This window comes from Amycolatopsis sp. NBC_00348, assembly GCF_036114655.1.
GTDB lineage: Bacteria > Actinomycetota > Actinomycetes > Mycobacteriales > Pseudonocardiaceae > Amycolatopsis.
The window spans coordinates 7,918,418-7,932,825 of record NZ_CP107994.1 but is presented as its reverse complement, the minus strand read 5'-3'; the positions used below and the strand labels follow the sequence as shown (position 1 = coordinate 7,932,825).

The following is a 14,408-nucleotide window of genomic DNA, read 5'->3' as shown; positions in this document are numbered from 1 at the left end:
ACCACAGGGAGGGTGGCGTGGACGGATACGCGGTGAAGGTCGACGAGCTGGGCAAGCTCATCGCCGACCTGGGTACGGCGGCGGACCGGATGGCCGACGCGAACCGGAAACTCGGCGGCGGCGGGGCGTTCGGCTCACTCGGCAACGCCGAGCTGGGCCGGGCGGGAGCGGAGTTCGAGGAGGCGTGGGGGTACGGGATCGGGCGTCTCGGCGACGCGGCCGTCGGGATCACGGAGCGGCTGAAGCAGGCGAAGGGGAAGTACGAGCAGATCGAGGCCCAGTTCGGTGGGGAGCTGGGGAAGTTCGGGTCTGACGTGTTCGGCTCGGGTGATGGTCCGGTGGGTGGCGGGATCACGGGCGGGATGCCGGGTGTGGGTGAGCTGGCGGACCGGGGCGACGGCCCGGTCGGTGGCGGTGCGACCGGTGGCATCACCGATCTCCTGAACGGCCTCGACCGATGAGCGCCCGCGACTTCCCGGCGCTGGGCTTCGACCCGGCGCCCGGCGATCTCGACGGCGTCGCCGACCTGGCCGGCAAGTACCGCGTCGTGAGCCGTGATCTGGCCGAGGCGAACGTCTCGCTGCGCGAGATCGTCACCAAGCAGGGTGTCTGGCAGGGCGAGGCGAGCGAGGCCTTCACTCGGCGCGTCGGCCCGCTGCCGGGGTACCTCGACGGCGCCACCAAGGCGATGGGCCAGGCCGCCGACGCGCTGGACGCGTGGTCCCACGACCTCGGCGACCTGCAGAAGCGCGCGGCGGACCTGGAAGCCCGTGCGGAGGCGGCCGCCCGCGCGGCCGAGCAGGCGCGGGCGAACCCGGACCTCGCGCTGGCGAACCGGACGTTCCCGGACCAGCCGTCCCTGCAGATCGCCCAGCGCCTGCTCGACAACGCGGGTGGGCAGCTCGAGACCGCGATCGACGGCTGCCAGAACGTCCAGGACGCGGCGAAGCAGCTGCTGACCGAGCACACCGGCGCCGCGGGCCGGGTCGCCGAGCTGCTGCGGCAGGCGAAGGAGCTGGCCCCTGACGAGCCGGACCTGCTGGACGAGCTGTCCGACGCGGTGGGCGGGGCGCTGACCGACCTGTCGAACACCCTGGCCGACTCGGTCGACGAGGTGTGGAACTTCGTCCAGGACCACGCCGAGGTGATCTCGAAGTGCTCCGACGTGGTGGGCGACATCGGCAACGCACTGGGCGTGCTCGGCGACTTCATCCCGGATCCGGCGGGCGAGATCGTCGGCGCGGTCGGCGGCGGGTTCGGGCTGGCGGCGCTCGACGGGCACGTGCTCGCCAAGACCGCCGGGGCCGACGTGGCCACCGAGACGTTGGTCTTCGACGCGGCCGGAGTGGCCACCACCCTGGTCGGGCTCATCCCGGGGGCGCCGGACCTGGCGGTCAAGGTGGGGACCTACGCCCTCCTGCGTGAGCAGGAGCTCGGTGAAGTCTTCGGTGGTGAGGACTTCGAAAGCCCGTTGGACGACCTCAAGAGCTACTGGGTACCGCAAGACGACCACGGCTGGGTCCACGTGGCTTCGCCGGCCGTCGGCGCGTTCATGAGCGCGGCCGATGCCGGGACAGTGGCCGACAACGCGCCTGATCGTCGTCGCGAGCGGGCGGAAGACGAGGTGTGGAACTGATGCCGCTGCACATCGACCTGCCGCCCGGGTTCGCCGGGATGCCGGTGGGCGGGGATGACAAGCTGAACCGCGGGCACGCCTGGACCGTCGCCGGGAACCTGGCGGCCGGAGCGGGTACGAGCGTCGAAGAGTTCGGCAGCTACCTGATGGCGCTGGTGCCGGCCATGCAGGCCAACGGTATCCGCGTGTTCGGCAAGTTCGCGGTCGGCCCGCGGCCGCCGGACGTCGCGACCCTGACGCTGGGCGTGGTGCAGTGGCCCGAAACCGCGCCCGCCAACCCGGACGCCGTCGTCGCGGCGATGGCCGAGCAGTACCGGAGCAGCCACCCCCGCGCGGTCGTTCAACCAGTGCGATTGCCGATCGGCCCGGCTGTCGTCGCGATCAGCGGCGGCGAGTTCCACCTGCCGGCGGGGGATATACGCGCGCAGATCAAGGCCGAGTACCAGATTCCGTTGCCGGACGGCCGGTCCGTGGTGGTGCTCTCGGTCGCCACAGCGTCGGAGGACGCTTGGCCGGCGGTCGCCGAGGCGACAGCCAGGGTGGCCTGGAGCCTGCGCAGCCAGGGGAACGCGTGACCGCCGGCGGGCCGGCATCCGATTGCTCGTCCAGCGGCTCGACGAGCGGCCGCTCTACCGGCTGACCGCCGCTTTCGAGGAGCTGAGCCTTCCCGAGCTGATGGTGCTCGCCCACAGCCGGGGGTACACGGTGCAACTGAACCAGAGGTACTACGAATTCGTGCGGTATCCGGGGAGACCATGAACAATCCGCAGCTGATCGATGAGATGCGCTGGCAGCTCAAGCAGATCGAGGACCGCAAGGCCGAGAACCGGCGGCTGCTCGCGGGGATCGCGGGGAGCGGGCACACGACCGTCGTCTCGGCGGATCGGAGCGTCACCGTGCTCGCCGGGCCCGGCGGGGTCGTCAGTGAGGTGCGGCTGACGGCCGAGGCCATGCGGTACGACGCCGTCAGTCTCGGCCGGACCATCACCGCCGCTGTGCGGGAAGCCGTGGCCGCCGGTGGCCGTCTCGCGAGTCCGCCGGAACGGCAGCAACAACAGCCGGTGGTGCGGCCGCGCAGGCAGGTTCCGGACGAAGACGAGCCCTACGACACCGTCTACGACGTCTGAGACCGGGCTGGAACGGCTGGAACGGCTAAACCGGCGGCGGCTGCTCTCCCCGCTTCGCCGCCGCGCGCTTGGCTCGCCACCCCAGGCTCAGGACCGCCTGCACCAGTTCCTGGTAGCTCGGCTTGACCTCCTCGAGGTACCGCTCGAGGTAGGCCGCGCGGGCGGTCGGGACCGGGCGGGGGTGGTCGCCCGGGGGGAGCCACGTCAGGCCCTGGATGTTGTGCAGCGCCATCTTCCACCAGCGCGTCGCGCGTTCGGCCGCGCGTTCTTCGCGTTCGGTCGCGACGGCGATCGCGTTCGACGCTTCCTCGATCTCCGCCTCGATCGACTCCGCGCGCCGGAGCTCCCAGGCGCGGAGGTTGTCCGCCGAGCCACGGGACAGGGCGATGATTTCCTTGTACCGCATGGCCGCGGTGGCGCCGTCGTCGGTCATTGCGCGTTCTCCGGACGCTGGAACGGGATGATCACTTCGGGGGCGCCGTGCGTGGTGCGGTCGAAGAACAACGCCCGGCCCGGGCGCGGCGACCAGTGCACGACCTGCCCCGCGGCGAACGGCGCGAGCTCGTTGCCCTGGACGTCCAGGGCCGCCCACGCGCCGATGTCGTCGGTGCCGGCGAACCCCAGCGTGTCCTTGAGCCGGGCGATGCTGCGCCACCAGCCGATCGTGTGGATGCCGTGGCTCGGTCCTTGTTTCAGGATCACGCGCAGGTGGTCGAGGCCGCTCTTCAGCTGCCCGACCGCCTTCGCCTCGAGCGTCGGCAGGGCCGCGTCGACGCCGTACAGCAGCATGATCTTCGCGCCGCCGGACATCGAGCCCGTCATCGACTCGAGCACGCCCGTGAGGTCGTCGACGAGGGTCGCCGCGTGGCCGTCGGCGCGCAGGTGCTCGGTCAGCTCCAGTGCGGCCGAGGCGCACGCCTCGATCGGGCAGCTCAAGATGAACTCGACTTCGCCGGGTTCGTACTGCCGGGACAGCGACCGCGCCGCGGAGTCCATGATGGACAGAGCTTCGGCGGTGGCGGACCCGAGCACCGCGACGTTGCGGCCCGGCGCCCGGGGCAGCTCGACGCCGCACGCCGCCTCGGTGACGTCGATCGACTGGCCCAGCAGCGCCCGCGGCTTGGACGTCGGCTTGAGGTCGAGGAACGCCGGGAACCGTTCCAGCACCGGCGAATGCGCTCCGTCGAACAAGCGCGGGCGCGGGAACCGGCCCTGGTACTCCTCCCACAACCGGTGCTGCAGCCGGACGAACACGTTCTTGCTGCTCGCGTCCGGCACGTGGGACAGCTGGTTGCCGTGCGCGATGCCGGAGTCGTGGTTGATCACCGCGTGCCACTTCGGCGCCGACACCGCCGCGTTGTTCGTCTCGGCCAGCACGCGGCGCGCCTTCGGCATCGCGATCCGCAGCGTGCACTGCTCGAACACCGCCGGCTTGCCCCAGAACGCCTCGATGCCGGCGACGTCCTGGCTGGCCAGCACCATGTGGATGCCCTGCGACCGGCCGCGGCGGGCGATGTCCTCGAGCAGCTGCGTCGCCGTCGCGGTGACCTGGTCGCGCCCGGCGAACAGGTACTGGAACTCGTCGATCACCGCGACGATCCGCGGCCAGTGCCCGCCGGGGTCGGCTTCGCGCAGGTCGGCGAGGTTGGTGACTTCGTGCTCCTTCGCCGCCGACGACCGCCTTCGCAGCTCGTCGGTGAGGAAACGCAGCAGGGCCAGGCCGAACTCGCGGTCGGTGTTGACGTTGACGCCGACGAGCCGCGCGTGCGGCAGCCAGCTCGCGTCCTTGCGCCCCGGCGCCAGCCCGGCGAACGAGACGCCTTCCTTGAAGTCCAGCAGGTACAACGCCAGCTCGTCCGGGGTGTAGCGCGCCGAGAGGCTGCCGAGCAGCGCGTACAGGAAGTTCGTCTTGCCGGACCCGGACGGCCCGCCGATCAGCGCGTGCGGGCTCGCGTCGCCGATCACGACCTCGACCGGTTCGCCTTCGAAGAACCCCACCGGGGCCCGGAGTTCACGCGCGGAGCTGTGGTGCCCGAGCTCGGGCGGGAGCAGGTCGTCGAACGACCGCGGCCCGCCCTGCTTGGCGATCAGCGCGTCCGCGATCTTGCCCGCCGCCCGGATGACCTGGCCGGACGGCATCGGCGGATCGAGGTCCACGAGCAGGTCGGTGCCGGTCATGCTGCTGATCGCGTGCCGGTCGTCGGTCAGGCTCAGCGTCTCGACCGACGCGCTGACCACCGTCGGCACGTCGATCATGATCAGGCAGATCCCCGCGGCCAGCGCCCCGCTCGCGACGCGCTTGAGGTCGCGCGCGCGTTCCGGTTCGAGGGTTTCGCCGTTGCCGTAGAGCACGGCGATGCGGAACGGCTCGATCCGTTGCTGCTGCGCCTTCCGCAGCTCCCGCAACGAGGTGTGGCCCGCCTGCATGCCGGTGGCGTGGATGCGGCGGATGTGCCCGGCCAGCTCGTCGAGGAGGTCCTCCAGCCGGCCCGGGTCGTAGAGCGAGAGCGCGCTGGTGCGGCTCAGCGGGTAGAGGTCCGGCAGGATCGCGGTCAGCTGCCCGATGTCCCACAGGTGGATGCGCACGGCGCCGGGTTCGAACGTCGAAAGCACGCGGATCAGCAGGTTCTGGACGATGCCGTCGATCGTGGGCCGGGTCTTGGGCGCCGACGTGATCGCCAGGTGCGACTCGTCGAGCAGCGGGACGGCTACGTCGAACGAGCGGGTGGGGTCACCGCCGGCGGCCGTGGCGGAACCGACGCGCCACAGACCGGGCGCGGTGATGCCGGCGTTGTGGCCGACGCGGCCGAGCCACTCGCCCGCCGGCAGCCCGGCCGGGCCGGGTGCGTTCTGCGCCACCACTTCGCGCAGGGTCGCGGGGCCTTGGCTCCAGTCCGTGTAGTGGGTGCTGCGGATCGCGCCGAGCGCGCCGAAGACCTCATGCGCGGCGGGGTGGCGGGACCAGTCGTTCTGCTGCTCGGTGCTGGCGTGGTTCATGCCGACGCGGACGATGTCGCGCTCCAGCTCGAGTTTGGCCAGGTCGGCTTCGGCCGCTTGACGGGCTCCGGCCGCCGCGCCCAGTACCAGCCCGATCTGGTGGCGGACCCGGTCGAGTGCGGTCTCGACGCGGTTGCGTTGCTCGGCTGACTTGTTGGCCATCGGCGTCCCCAAGAAAAGGTGTCCCGGAAAGGATTACAGGCGCGACCGGTATCCGCTCACCAGATCCTCGGCGGAGGCCAGGCGGCCGAGGAGCTGATCCAGCCCCTCGCCGGCCTGCGCGTACTGCGAAGGGAGCCAGGGATCGGCCTTGGCCTGGGCGTCCACCAGCGCTTGCCGGGCTTCCCCGAGCAGGCTTGTGGCCCGCTCGGTTTGGGCGCGCGCGTCGGCGAGCCCGGCCACGACGGCGGTGAGCAGCTGGTGAAGTTCGGCGAGTGTCATCCGGCTAGAGACGCGCCGAGTACGAGTCGGCGGACGAAATGCTGGCCTGGATGGTGCTCTGCATACCGCTGATGTCGTGCAGCGCCTGGGCCAGCAGGCCGTGGGCCTGGCTCACTTCGTGCTGGCTGCTTCCCTGCGTCGCCTGCGAGAGCGACTGCTGGGCTTCTTCGAGAGACTGCGCTGCTTGCTGGAGGGCGGCGATGCCTGCGGACGCCTTTTCGTTGGCGAGCGCGATGCCAGCGCGGATCTCTTCGACTCCGGCCATCGGGCCTCTACTCCTCGAGTCTGGTTGGTCTTGCGGGGACGGATTTCTATTGAAACAGATCCAGCGACGCACCGTGATCATCAGATGATGCCCAGTGATCGCGGGTCCGGAATCAGCAAGGCCCCGGACGCAGGAACGTCCGGGGCCTGGCCGATCACGGTGCGTGCGGGGGTCATCCCGGCACGAATGCCGCACACTGGCGTCGGTGGCCTGCACTACCCCAGGTCAGAGCGATTTTCGTGCCACTTCGGGCCTCTCTGAACGGGGGCGGTCGAGGTGGTCCGAAGACTATCGCGCGCTGATCGACAGGCTTCGATCAGCCCTGCTCGTAACTCCCTGCTACCGCGCAGAAAACTTCAGTTCGTTTTTGAAGACGTCTCACGTTAGGCCTGCTGGCCGAACGCGGCTGGGCCGCTGCGATTCCGGGCCCGCAAACGACGAAACGCCGAGCGGCCCGTGAAGGCTGCTCGGCGTCTCGCCTGATCAAGTGCGGAGGATACAGGATTCGAACCTGCGAGGGCGTGAACCCAACACGCTTTCCAAGTCTGCACACAGGTGTTCAGCGGAGTCTGCCAGGCGCAAACCCGCAGGTCAACGGGTCGGATAGCGCGTGGCGGACCGGCTCGAACGCCTGCGAATGAGACTGGAAATGAGACTGGGCCGCGGTGCAGGGTGAAGGTCTGCCGAGACCGGGTCAGCAGGGCTGGCAGGCGGTGACGTTGTGCCTTTGATGTGCTGGGGGTGCGGTCAGGGTGATGGCCTAGGAGTCGGAGCCGGCCGTCCTGGTGAGGGCCGTCGAAGTCGAACCTGCCGGCGTCCACGGTGAGGAGCTGGCCGGGGCCGGCGGGGCGACATGGCGTGGCACTCGGAGGTGGTTGAGGGCGTCGAACGACGACCGGTCAGAGTGATCAGGATCACTCGTCAGCCTCTACGAGCTCGCGCTTCCAACGCTCCCTCACAAGGTCGATGCTGTTCCCCATCCAGGTAGCGTCGTCATAGAACCGCCAGCCAGCCATCTGGTCTATCGGCACGAGCTGCTGATCAGAGGATTCGCCCATGACCCAGCTGAACAGCTCCACGAGAAACCAGCCGGGCGCGGGCTCCGCCATGACGTACCCCTGCGTGGAAGTACGACCCCGCCAGCGAGTCGGTTCGGAGCTCCGCCTGTGCGACAGTCGAGAGTCGGTCCGTCCGGCTCGGTCTGCTCTCTGCGATGTCAGTCACGCCGACTGCTGCCTACGTGTCGTGGTCTCGGGTCGGGGTCGGACAGCGTAAGCACGACGTTACGGCTAGACCTGGGCGACTGGTACGAGACGCAGCGCGCCTGTCTGTCAGACGGCCCCTCGCCGCACGGAGGACTGTATGAGGTCTACGTCAAGGTGCTAGCGGCCTTGAGGAGGTCTCGCTGGGGAAGATCGCGCGCATCTTGGGGTCGGACTCGTAGACGTCTGTTCTACTTGAGCCAAACTCTAAGCAAGGCGGAGACAAGCGCCAATACCACGCCCGTCGCAAGAGTGCCGGTCACGGTTGCTCGAAGCTGACGCAACACCTCACGCCGCGGTGGCCGGGTTCGCTGCCTTGCGGCTGGCGCAAAATCCGCGTGCGGTATTGCTTTCCAGTTCGCCGTAGCAGTAATGAGTTCTGCGAGGTGCGCGCCGACGATCGGCCGGCGCCGCTTGTCTGACGGGTTCCGGCCGAACCACAGCAGTAGCTCACCCACTGTTGCTCCCGTCGATACTGGCTGTCCCGTGAGCCGAGCGGTGTCACGGGTTAGCGCCCATGCAGCAGCGGCGACTCGCTGCCGCTGATATATCGGGTTATTCAGCCATTGGGAAAATACGAAATCTAGATCAATGAGCCTCTTGTTTGGAGCAAGTGTGCATAGTAAGCGCGTGCACCTGGCAGCAGAAGCTAATAGTCGGACGCGTGGCTTCGAACTCGGTATCGTCAGGATGATTGCCAGCACGGCCGCTTCAAATGGTACGTCGCGAGGGACCAAGGCCGGCCCCAAGCCCTGCACTCCGAAGCTGACCAAACCAAGCACAAATGGCGGCATCCAAACCAAAGGAACTATCGCTTGATACCAAACAGCGAGTCTGACTAGCATCAGATCAAACGCAGTAACGCCTAGATCACGTAGGTACTGACGTTCTTGTGGTCTCACTGGTCCCGTGAGCAACAGGTAGGTGGCCACTCCTGGGGCTGACGTCAGCCCCAAGAGGAGCATGCCGACGCAGCCGTATCGGCCTTTGTGCCGCGGGTCCGGCGCAGCCGCGGTGCGGTCCGTTGCAGGCTGCTGCGGCTTGCTAGGTTCCGAGGCTGGAGATGCATCCTGAGTACTCACGCCTAACAAGTCGACGCCAGGGCTGCCACTGATACACCGTGATGCGAGACGTGAGTACGCCGCCTGCTCGCCGAATGACTGTCCAGTCGGCCAGGTCGCCCATTGGTTCTCCGCAGGCCGACGAGCTGGAGTCCGTCAGGCGTCGGCGTGAGACCGGGAATGGGCCGCACTTGGCCGTCTTCTGCCGTTCGTCACCGGTTGTGACCAGGCACGACAAGGTCAGCTCCCGGCCGGGCCTTGCCTGTTCAGGGGCGGGCCTGTGTTAGTCGTCGCGAGTGCCCCGGCGAGATTCGAACTAGCACTGGACGGGTTTTGAACGGATCAGGAAAGTGACCGTTGACCTGCAAAGTCTCCCCTTCCAGAGGTCTGGCGGGGGCGCCTAGGGGTGTAACAACCCGCGTGGGTGAGACGTCTCAACCGGTATGGACGGCGAGGACGCGCAAGGCGGCGGACTTGAGTCTGCGCGGACTCCTGATGAGTTCCAGGTGGCGCAGCCAGGTGAAGGGTTCAAGTTCGCAGTAGGACAGCCTGTCGGGATCAAGTCCACGGTACATAAGATCTTCTCGTCGCGGAATAGCTCTGATGTTTACATGGTCACGATTCCAACCAGTGGTGTAATGAAGGTTAGTTTTCACGAATCGGGCATGTGTCAACATTCATATCTTTCCAATGTTGCTATGGAATACTTCGAAAGGAACTCCGAGCGACACCTAGACCGGTGGATGATGCCGGATCCGTTTACGGACGGCTGGCGTAGGGCGTACTACATCACAATACCTCGCGGCGAGTTGCGCGAATATGAGCTATCAGTGCCTGACCGTGATGGGATCCAATGGATCGAAGATCCTGGTCGTGGATACTGGTTGAATATCCATATCGTCTTCCGTGATCCGTCTTCGCTATTCTACTTGACTATTGATGGCGCCGTTCGCGTGGGCGAGTTGCAGCTCAATAACGGCGGTACGGTTGCGGTATTCGCAAATAGATTTAAGCCGACAGTCGATCAGATAAAAATGTTAGCAAGGCATCGAGATATGTTTCTTGCTAGCGAAGAGCTTCGTGCGAGAATCGGTGAAGCTGATAATCCGGTCGCTGGACTGTATGGCTACGATGCTGATGGTGTACGAGGTGTGACCGAATTATCTATGTCGGTTCCGCCTGTCGGATTTTCCGAGATCTGCACAGGGCGGTATGAGTCGTACCCTATGCCCGGGATTACATTTCACCGACGGCGAGACGGGTCTGCGACTTAATCTCTTGGTCGAACGTGGCTGCCGGTATCACTATTCTGACTGTTGCACGGCGAGGTGTCGGGATGGGAGTCAGATGGTAGTGGACTCGTCGGCCGAGCGTTCTGTACTCGTTTGTTGCCAGAGAGCTAGGGCTCCGCCGATGATCCGCGCATCGATTTGATCGGGAGTCAGCTCCGGTGTGCGCAATCGTGCGTGGAGCAAGTTGCGAAGGAAGTAACGTGCAGCGTCGATCGTGTTCAGGGTTTCGCCTCCTAGTGTGACTTCGGCTGCGCTTGGCTTTTCTCGTCCGTGCACTACTGCGGACCTCAACGCGTAGACTGTCTTCGCGGCTTTCATGACTTCATTTGGGTCATTGATTCCGAGATCGGCAAGAACTGCGGCGGTGCGAACTGAAATCTTGTACGTGGTGTCACCGGGCGATTCGCCTGATACTAGAGCTTCAATGCCGATGCAAAGGTCAATTATTCGATCAACGTCACTGGTTCGCCGTTCGGCTTCCCAAAGGCGTTGCCCGGCAATTGATATTGTCTTTTCATTTGATTGGAGTGCGGTAAACGCCTGTTGAACCAGCAAGGTTTCGTCAGTGCTCAGGATTCGCCCGGGCTCGTCGGCGCCTTTCATTTTCGACGAGTGTTGCGGGATTAGTGGACCTTGGATTATCTCGGGTAGGGGTCCGGAAAATGTGTGGCTCCAACCTAAGGGGCGATATGCTACCTGTAAGTAGCCGCTGGGCTCGGGAATGATCGTTGATAAGGCTTGAAAGAAGCGATCGAGTGTTGGGGCATCGATTGGTTCGTCTTTCGTTGTAAACATCCACCCTAAAGCGCTCAGATTTGGTAGTGTCCAATGACTGAGGATGACAACGTGAGTTGCCATCCGTTGCACTGTCTCGTGGTCGTTCACGCGAGGCCTGCTGGGCCAGCAGGAGAGCTTCAGGTCATCACTCATTCGCTCAACCCTTGTTGAGTTGTCTAAAGCAAAGTGGTCGACTTCAAAAGAGACGTTGAGGATCGGTACGACTAGTTCGATCGGTACGTCCGGGAGGACCCACCAGTTGACAAGCTTCTCGACTGTAGTGTGAAGCTTGTCATCTTCTACTTCCCAGCCATTGTCGAAAATGTATTGCGCTGAAGCTGTTGTCAGAAGCTCGCCAACGCTGATTTCTACTAAGTGAGGGCGATTGTTGTCCTCGGAGTTTAGATTTAGAAAGCGCATCAGCTCTTCGTGCTGACTGGCGAATTCAAGGATTTCAGTGAACCCTTCAATGTCAGTGTACCTGTACTTGGCCTCCCATTGTTCTCTGAATGCGAAAATGCTTCCAAAGTCGTCATATCCGTCTTTGTATGAGCTGGTTTCAATTTTGCGGAAGGTAGGTTGAATTCCGTCATGTTCTGAGAATTTACGAGCGGGGGTCTTCTTGAACTTGTGACCAGAATCCTTTAAGGTCTTAAGTTTATCAATAACGTCTTTCGTTGCAATTAAGGCAAGGTTAACAAGGGTGTCGCGATCGCTGAGGCTATTAACTCTAGGCATTTCAGTCTCGAATCTGTGATCGTTGGCACGAGATGTCTGTGGGCTGACTTTGGCTCAATCTTCGAGAATCTTGTCCCGGAAGCGCCATGCTCTCTCCAAGATGCAGGCTCCAGGAGATGCCATCGGCTCTTTAGTTAGCAGGCGTTGGACGCTCTCCTCGGTGAAGGGAACGCCGTCGGAAACGGACGAAGAGTCGGACGCTGTGACTAGTACTCCCTCGGCGTTGACGTCAACAGCTTGGCCGAATAGCTCGTCGAATACGTCATCGTTTATCACGACGACTGTGAGGATGGTGGCAGTGAGGGTGAGGGTGTCCAGTCCAATGCCAAGGCAGTAGGCAGTAACGCGGCCTTTCTCGCGCGCGGCCTGAAGATCGCGGTATAGCGACCAGTTCTCGTAGTCGAGCGGCTCGCCCTGGCTGCCGTCCCGCTCCGGCTCGCCGAGGATCTCCTCGGAGTACTCCCGAACCATGCTGCGCCACAGGTCGAAGTCGTTCTCCTTGTCCCAGGCCCCCACCGACGATGGCTGGAACTCGCCGGCCGGGATGAGGCCGTAGATGCCGGCGGCCGTCGCCACCTTGGCTGGGTCGCGCCAGTGCAGCAGGAACGTTGCCTTGCCAGTGTCGCGCTGGCGGCGGAGTGTCAGCGTCTCGATCGCGGGCATGACCGGCCGCCGCTCCAGGTCGAATGGGTCGCCGATCAGGCCGCGCAGTGGGAGTTCAGACCAGTCCGCGCGCGGCATCTTCCGATTCGGAGCCTGCGCAACAGCCAGCTCGTGCGCGATGGCCTCGGACAGGTCGAGCTTGTCGAAGTACGTGGCCAGGCCGAACGTCATTCGCTCGTTCGACGGCGTCAGGTCGACGTCCAGCAGCCGGTAGCTCGTGCGGTTCTCGAACAGCGACGGCGGGTCGAGGTACTTAATCGCTGACGTGTACCGCTCAAAACGGCGGCCCGGCGCGCGGAGCGGCAACGCCTTCTCCGCCTCGGGTTCGGTGCCGGTGACCGTGATGGGGACCCGGTGGTCCGCCCACTCAAGCTTGATGTCCTCCAGGCGTACCGGTGCCGGCGGCATCCACTCCCGCCGGGCGATCAGCGGGGCCTTCCCGATGCGCGCTTCCGGCCGGTAAAGCGACGCGGCCGCCTCGGCGAGTTCGCGCCGCCGGGTGTTGAGCTCGCGCCGCATCCGGCGCCACTCGTCCTGGCTCACCGCGACCGGGTCGACCTCGTTGACCAGTGCAGACGTCGAGGGGGGAGCGACGGGCTGCAGCAGCTCCTTGGATAGCCCGAGGCGCGAGGGGGAGATGCTGAGCTGGTTGGCGACCCGCAGCAGCGTGTCCAGGTCGCGGACCTGCCGTTGGCCGGTCTCGATCTTCGAGATGTACGACTGGTCCATGTTGAGGATCTGGGCAAGATCGGCCTGGTTGAGTTCGTTCGTCTTCCGGTACTCCTTCAGGACCTCGGCAAGCAGCCCGGTGTTCAGTTCGACCTCGGTTGTCGACCTCGGCGAGAGCCACGGCTGGTCTGCTTCCACTGGGGGCAAGTCCCTTCGTTTCGATCTTTTCGGCTGCGATCGGGCGAAGCTAGACGGGGTTTGACCTGTGGTTATGCCTAGCTGTCATGCGGGAGCGGCGTTAGGACTGTCCGGCCTTGGACTGTGGTGGCGCTCACGGGTGAAGCTAGCTCCATGATCACGAACCAAGGCGCGAACGGCCGGACATCACGACCGCTTCTCAAGCTCCTCTACCCGGCGACGGAGATCGGCAACCTCGGCTCGGAGGGCGACGACGTCATCGGCGGGGGCGCTCTCATCCGGGAAGCTCCGGACGAACGTGCCGCGCCCGGCGGCGGACTCGAGCACGCCGGCGTGCTGCAGCTCGCGGATGGCGTTGTGGACGGTCAGCTCGGCGACGTTGTACGTCCCGGCCAACGCCTTGAGCGACGGGATCTTCTCTCCGAGGGCGAACTCGCCGGCTCGGATGCGTCGGACCAGGTCATCCCTGATCTGTGCGCCTAGCGGCTGCGCTCCCTGCTGATCGATAGGCATCTGGCCAGGGTACGCAGAAAAACCAACATCACCCTAATGCGCCACACGTGCGTCCTTGACTTACCTAAGCACCATAAGGTGCACTAGGGCGCAATAAGGCACTCGATCGAAAGGTTCCCCATGAAGTCCGCGCACATCACCAACCGCGTTGTCCGTGTCGCCGCTGACGGCGTTTCCGCTGTTCACGGGCACTGCCCGGACGGCTTGGACGAGTCGGCGATCGACGCGCTGATCGCCGATGTCGACCAGGAGTTGACCGCCGCGACGGCCGTGGCTGAGTCCCGTACCCGGCACGCGTTCACCGATCCGCAGCACGCCCACCGCACTCGCCGGCGCACCAGCCGCGCGGCGCTGCGGGTCCTGCCGTTCCGGCTCGACACGGCCGAGAGCGGGGAAGCCGCATGACGGTCCGACTCGCCATCCCCGTCGCATTTGGCCCCGACACGGCGGCTCATCCCGCCAAGAACGCGCACGCCGCGTCGGGTCTCCCCAACCACCACGCAGGTAGCTACTCGGAGAGGTCTCCCATGGTAAGCACCCTGACTCCCCGCGCGATCGAGCGTTTGGCGATCCGCCGGTTCACTGACACCGGCCGGTCGTGGGCCAAGGCCCCGGCCGCCACGCGCCGCGCCTGGCTCGCGGAAACCGAGCCGATCATCCGCGTCGAACACGGCATCGCGCTCGACGCGGTGTGGCACGGCGGGGACTGGCAGGCGCCCGGCCAGGCTGACCTGTTCGGCGTCTCAGAGGTGGCCTGAGATGTCCACGC

At 65.4% G+C, this 14,408-nt stretch carries 15 protein-coding genes; 7 read left to right on the top strand and 8 right to left on the bottom strand.

Annotated features, from left to right (window positions below; translation table 11 throughout):
* Positions 1 to 17: 17 nt before the first annotated feature.
* The 4 genes from OHS58_RS35000 (at position 18) to OHS58_RS34985 (ending at position 2,763) form a co-directional block, all read left to right on the top strand.
* Positions 18 to 461: a hypothetical protein gene (locus OHS58_RS35000; protein WP_328645319.1), complete on the top strand. Its 444-nt coding sequence runs from the start codon at positions 18 to 20 to the stop codon at positions 459 to 461.
* Entirely contained in the window at positions 458 to 1,636 is a 1,179-nt protein-coding gene (locus OHS58_RS34995; protein ID WP_328645318.1) for a putative T7SS-secreted protein, read from the top strand. The genes OHS58_RS35000 and OHS58_RS34995 overlap by 4 nt, the downstream gene beginning before the upstream one ends.
* Positions 1,636 to 2,211 carry a hypothetical protein gene (locus OHS58_RS34990; protein WP_328645317.1) on the top strand — a complete coding sequence of 192 codons (576 nt, stop codon included), beginning with the start codon at positions 1,636 to 1,638 and terminating at the stop codon, positions 2,209 to 2,211. Before OHS58_RS34995 ends, OHS58_RS34990 begins: the two co-directional genes overlap by 1 nt.
* 180 nt (positions 2,212 to 2,391) lie before the next feature.
* The gene (locus tag OHS58_RS34985) at positions 2,392 to 2,763 is read left to right on the top strand and encodes a YbaB/EbfC family DNA-binding protein (RefSeq protein WP_328645316.1); all 372 of its coding nucleotides are present in this window, start codon (positions 2,392 to 2,394) and stop codon (positions 2,761 to 2,763) included.
* A gap of 25 nt (positions 2,764 to 2,788) precedes the next feature.
* Here OHS58_RS34985 and OHS58_RS34980 read toward each other — a convergent pair whose 3' ends face one another.
* From OHS58_RS34980 to OHS58_RS34960, 5 genes are all read right to left on the bottom strand, one after another.
* A complete protein-coding gene (locus tag OHS58_RS34980) occupies positions 2,789 to 3,196 on the bottom strand; it encodes a hypothetical protein (protein WP_328645315.1) in 408 nt (135 codons plus the stop codon).
* The gene (locus OHS58_RS34975) at positions 3,193 to 5,922 is read right to left on the bottom strand and encodes an FtsK/SpoIIIE domain-containing protein (protein WP_328645314.1); all 2,730 of its coding nucleotides are present in this window, start codon (positions 5,920 to 5,922) and stop codon (positions 3,193 to 3,195) included. Before OHS58_RS34975 ends, OHS58_RS34980 begins: the two co-directional genes overlap by 4 nt.
* 33 nt (positions 5,923 to 5,955) lie before the next feature.
* Positions 5,956 to 6,201 carry a hypothetical protein gene (locus OHS58_RS34970; RefSeq protein ID WP_247058978.1) on the bottom strand — a complete coding sequence of 82 codons (246 nt, stop codon included), beginning with the start codon at positions 6,199 to 6,201 and terminating at the stop codon, positions 5,956 to 5,958.
* 4 nt (positions 6,202 to 6,205) lie between these two features.
* Positions 6,206 to 6,466: a hypothetical protein gene (locus OHS58_RS34965; RefSeq protein ID WP_247058976.1), complete on the bottom strand. Its 261-nt coding sequence runs from the start codon at positions 6,464 to 6,466 to the stop codon at positions 6,206 to 6,208.
* A 914-nt stretch (positions 6,467 to 7,380) separates the two neighbouring features.
* Positions 7,381 to 7,575, bottom strand: coding sequence for a hypothetical protein (locus tag OHS58_RS34960; RefSeq protein WP_328645313.1), 195 nt, complete (start codon positions 7,573 to 7,575; stop codon positions 7,381 to 7,383).
* 1,657 nt (positions 7,576 to 9,232) lie between these two features.
* Between OHS58_RS34960 and OHS58_RS34955 the strand changes: the two genes are divergently transcribed.
* On the top strand, positions 9,233 to 10,063 hold the full coding sequence (locus OHS58_RS34955) for a hypothetical protein (RefSeq protein WP_328645312.1): 831 nt from the start codon (positions 9,233 to 9,235) through the stop codon (positions 10,061 to 10,063).
* 69 nt (positions 10,064 to 10,132) lie between these two features.
* Here OHS58_RS34955 and OHS58_RS34950 read toward each other — a convergent pair whose 3' ends face one another.
* The 3 genes from OHS58_RS34950 to OHS58_RS34940 form a co-directional block, all read right to left on the bottom strand.
* On the bottom strand, positions 10,133 to 11,596 hold the full coding sequence (locus OHS58_RS34950; protein WP_328645311.1) for a hypothetical protein: 1,464 nt from the start codon (positions 11,594 to 11,596) through the stop codon (positions 10,133 to 10,135).
* A 54-nt stretch (positions 11,597 to 11,650) separates the two neighbouring features.
* The gene (locus OHS58_RS34945) at positions 11,651 to 13,126 is read right to left on the bottom strand and encodes a helix-turn-helix domain-containing protein (protein ID WP_328645310.1); all 1,476 of its coding nucleotides are present in this window, start codon (positions 13,124 to 13,126) and stop codon (positions 11,651 to 11,653) included.
* Between the two features lie 186 nt (positions 13,127 to 13,312).
* Complete coding sequence (locus tag OHS58_RS34940) at positions 13,313 to 13,639, bottom strand: GntR family transcriptional regulator (protein ID WP_328645309.1); 327 nt, start codon at positions 13,637 to 13,639, stop codon at positions 13,313 to 13,315.
* Positions 13,640 to 13,759: 120 nt separating this feature from the next.
* On the opposite strand from OHS58_RS34940, the gene OHS58_RS34935 reads away from it, so the two are divergent.
* Positions 13,760 to 14,044 carry a hypothetical protein gene (locus tag OHS58_RS34935; protein WP_328645308.1) on the top strand — a complete coding sequence of 95 codons (285 nt, stop codon included), beginning with the start codon at positions 13,760 to 13,762 and terminating at the stop codon, positions 14,042 to 14,044.
* 122 nt (positions 14,045 to 14,166) lie between these two features.
* Positions 14,167 to 14,397, top strand: coding sequence for a hypothetical protein (locus tag OHS58_RS34930; RefSeq protein WP_328645307.1), 231 nt, complete (start codon positions 14,167 to 14,169; stop codon positions 14,395 to 14,397).
* The last annotated feature ends 11 nt before the right edge of the window (positions 14,398 to 14,408 follow it).

Bases quoted from the DNA above. Each gene is read 5' to 3' on its own strand.
- OHS58_RS34990 (WP_328645317.1), top strand. From the start codon at position 1,636: ATGCCGCTGCACATCGACCTGCCGCCCGGGTTCGCCGGGATGCCGGTG.
- OHS58_RS34960 (WP_328645313.1), bottom strand. From the start codon at position 7,575: ATGGCGGAGCCCGCGCCCGGCTGGTTTCTCGTGGAGCTGTTCAGCTGG.
- OHS58_RS34985 (WP_328645316.1), top strand. From the start codon at position 2,392: ATGAACAATCCGCAGCTGATCGATGAGATGCGCTGGCAGCTCAAGCAG.
- OHS58_RS34980 (WP_328645315.1), bottom strand. From the start codon at position 3,196: ATGACCGACGACGGCGCCACCGCGGCCATGCGGTACAAGGAAATCATC.
- OHS58_RS34965 (WP_247058976.1), bottom strand. From the start codon at position 6,466: ATGGCCGGAGTCGAAGAGATCCGCGCTGGCATCGCGCTCGCCAACGAA.
- OHS58_RS34930 (WP_328645307.1), top strand. From the start codon at position 14,167: ATGGTAAGCACCCTGACTCCCCGCGCGATCGAGCGTTTGGCGATCCGC.
- OHS58_RS34995 (WP_328645318.1), top strand. From the start codon at position 458: ATGAGCGCCCGCGACTTCCCGGCGCTGGGCTTCGACCCGGCGCCCGGC.
- OHS58_RS34950 (WP_328645311.1), bottom strand. From the start codon at position 11,596: ATGCCTAGAGTTAATAGCCTCAGCGATCGCGACACCCTTGTTAACCTT.
- OHS58_RS34935 (WP_328645308.1), top strand. From the start codon at position 13,760: ATGAAGTCCGCGCACATCACCAACCGCGTTGTCCGTGTCGCCGCTGAC.
- OHS58_RS34955 (WP_328645312.1), top strand. From the start codon at position 9,233: ATGGACGGCGAGGACGCGCAAGGCGGCGGACTTGAGTCTGCGCGGACT.
- OHS58_RS34975 (WP_328645314.1), bottom strand. From the start codon at position 5,922: ATGGCCAACAAGTCAGCCGAGCAACGCAACCGCGTCGAGACCGCACTC.
- OHS58_RS34970 (WP_247058978.1), bottom strand. From the start codon at position 6,201: ATGACACTCGCCGAACTTCACCAGCTGCTCACCGCCGTCGTGGCCGGG.
- OHS58_RS34940 (WP_328645309.1), bottom strand. From the start codon at position 13,639: ATGCCTATCGATCAGCAGGGAGCGCAGCCGCTAGGCGCACAGATCAGG.